At 71.3% G+C, this 3013-nt stretch carries 1 protein-coding gene and 1 pseudogene; both read right to left on the reverse strand.

The window, feature by feature from the left end; genetic code table 11:
- The coding region (locus tag QFW77_RS00215) for a Cache 3/Cache 2 fusion domain-containing protein (RefSeq protein ID WP_280572121.1) at nt 1-2355 on the reverse strand (2355 nt) is incomplete at its 3' end.
- Nucleotides 2356-2635: 280 nt separating this feature from the next.
- Nucleotides 2636-3013: pseudogene (locus QFW77_RS00220) on the reverse strand (methyl-accepting chemotaxis protein); the annotation flags it as partial.

The following is a 3013-nucleotide window of genomic DNA, read 5'->3' on the forward strand; positions in this document are numbered from 1 at the left end:
GACCAGCGCCGAGCCGTCGCCGACCTTGCCCACCGAGTCCTCGATCAGGCCCTTGATCTCCTTGGCCGCACCGGCCGAGCGCTGCGCCAGCGAGCGCACCTCGGAGGCCACCACCGCGAAGCCGCGGCCCTGTTCGCCGGCACGCGCGGCCTCGACCGCGGCGTTCAGCGCCAGGATGTTGGTCTGGAACGCGATGCCGTCGATCACCGAGATGATGTCGGCGATGCGGCGCGAGGACTGCTCGATGTCGCGCATGGTGGTGACCACCTGGCCGACGATCTCTCCACCCTGCGAGGCGACCGAGGCGGCGCCGTTGGCCAGCTGGTTGGCCTGGCGGGCGTGCTCGGCGTTCTGCTTGACGGTGGAGGTCAGCTCCTCCATCGAGGCGGCGGTCTCCTCCAGGTTCGCCGCCTGCTGCTCGGTGCGGCGCGACAGGTCGGAGTTGCCCGAGGCGATCTCGGTGGAGGCGGTGTTGATCGCCGAGGAAGCCTGGCGGATGCGGCCGACGATCTCGGCCAGCTGCTCGGCGGTGCGGTTCGCGTCGGCCTTCATCTCGCCGTACACCCCGCTCAGCTCGACCTCGATGCGATGCCCCAGGTCGCCCTCCGCCAACGCCCGCAGCATCCGCTGGACGTGACCGAGGCCATCGGTAGCGTTGCCGAGCAGCGCATTGATCCGCTCGGCCAGCTGGCCGAAGAACCCTTCCTTGCCCTCCAGCCGCACGCGCCCGCTCAGGTCGCCGGTGGCGGCGGCACCGACGATCGCTGCGATCTCTTCTTCGATCTCCACCTCGATGGTGCGATCGGCCCATTCGACCACGAAGCCCTGTCGGTCGCCGTCGTCGTCGACCACGGGATTGATCACGAATCGCATGGTCCGGCCGCCCACCCGGATCTGGGCGCGATGGGTTCCGTGGAGCCCGTCGAGAATCCGCGCCTGATGTTCGGGGTGCCTGTGGAAGAGGTCGATGCTGCCGCCGATCAGCTCGTTCGCGCGGAAATGCGGCAAGTCGCGCCGCAGGTCGGTCTCGACCCCCGATAGCATCGACAGCAGCGACCGGTTGACGAAGACGATGCGGCGGTCGCTGTCGGCGATCATGACGTTGGCAGTGACGTTGTCCAGCGCGGTGCGGACGCGGAGGTTCTCAGCGGCGACCCTGCGATCGCGTTCCAGGCGGCTACGCAGGTCGTCGCGCATCCGCCGCATCGCGCCGAGCAGGCGGCCCACCTCGTCGGCGGGGCCGATCTCGATCGTGCCTTCGAGCCGGCCTTCGGCCACGTCCAGCGCGACGCGTTCGGCGCGGGCGAGCGGGCGCGAGACCATTCGCCGCACCGCGAGCAGCATCAGGCCGACGCCCAGCGCCAGCGCGAGCAGGGAGATCGCGCCGATGCCTCGCAGGAGCGCCGCCAACGAGGATTCGATCGCCTCCACCGGCTCCGCACCGAGCACCACCCAGCCACGCGGCGCGTAGGCGAGGGCGGAGACCTGGTGGGCAGCGCCATCGAGCGCGACCCGGACGCTGGACGCCTCTCCGGAAAGCAGCGTGCCCAGCGCAGCCATGTCGTCGGCGGGCAACAGGCTGGCAAGGGCGGCGCCTTCGTGGCGGTTGTGAACCAGCACCTGACCGGGCTGGCCGTCGGCGCCCAGTTCGACGAGGTAGAAGGAGCCGCCGCCTGCGGTAGCCGAGCTGCGCACCCGTTCGCGCAGCGCCGAGAGGCCGTCGGTGGCGTCCTGACCGACGAAGAGCACCCCGACGATCGCGCCCGCGGCATCGCGCATCGGCGCGTAGTGGGTCATGTAGTCGTTGCCGAACAGGTGCGCAGGCCCGGTGTAGGCCTGGCCCTCCTGCAGGAGCCGGTAGGCCGGATGGGCGTGGTCCAGCCGGGTGCCGACGACGCGTTCGCCGGCGGCATCGCGCAACGAGGTGGTGATGCGCACGAAATCCACGCCGTCTCGCGCGAACAGCGTCGCGACGCCGCCGGTGGCCTCGGCGAACCGGTCCACCGCGGTGAAATCGAGATTGAGCGCAGACTCGCCCAGCGACAGGGACGGCGCGCTGGTCGGACCCAGCTCGACCGCCTGCGAAGGGTCCAGCACCAGCTCGCCTTGCGGCAGCAGCGCCTCGAAAAGTCCGGCCATGTGCCGGGTGCTCGTCACCAGCGCCTCGTCGTACATCGCCACCGATTCCTGCACCAACCCCGTCGCCGCGGCTAGGTCGCCGTCGGCCCGTGCCTGCAGACCTTGGGCGGATTGCCGGTAGGCGAGCAGCGCCAGCAGCAACAGCGCACCGGCCAGGATCGCGGCGACCACGGTGGCGAGCTTGGCGCCGAGGGAGAACCGTCTGAAAGCGGGCATGGGGAGTACCGGGTGATGGATGCCGGTCGCGTTCGGCCCGCGCGGGGCAAAGTCCGCAGCGGAGCTCACCCGGGCGCTTCCGGCAGCGCGCCCGGTCGAACGCTCCAGTTATCGGCTGCGGCAGGGGATCCTTGAGATCACCCCAGGCTCGGATGGCGATTCAGCCTGTCCGGTTCGATGCCCGGATCCTCGCCCCAGGGGCCCGGCGCCCGAAGCGGACGCCAGGCCCGGTTGGTCGGGGGGCGGCACCCGGGGGTGCCGTCCACCGCGTTCCGGTTGCTCAGAACTCGGCCCAGTCGTCCTCGGCAGCGACGGCCAGCGCCGGTGCGGCCTTGCCTGGCGCGCGCTTGGCGACGGGCGCCGGCCGCGATGCAGCAGGCCGCGGGCCCGTCGGTGCGGCGGGCCGGGCGGCCTGAGCGCGGCGCTGCGGGGCTACCGCTGCGCCGGAGCCGCCGCCATCGAGCCGGAACGAGGCGATCGCCTGCGCCAGCTGCGCGGCCTGTTCCTCCATGGAGTGGGCGGAGGCCGAGGCCTCTTCGACCAGCGCGGCGTTCTGCTGGGTAGTCTCGTCCATGCTCACGATGGTCTGGTTGACCTGCTCGATCCCCGAGGCCTGTTCCTGCGAGGCGGCCGAGATCTCGCCCATGATGTCGGTCAC

The organism is Luteimonas endophytica, from assembly GCF_029887875.1.
In the GTDB taxonomy this organism is placed as follows: Bacteria; Pseudomonadota; Gammaproteobacteria; order Xanthomonadales; family Xanthomonadaceae; genus Luteimonas; species Luteimonas endophytica.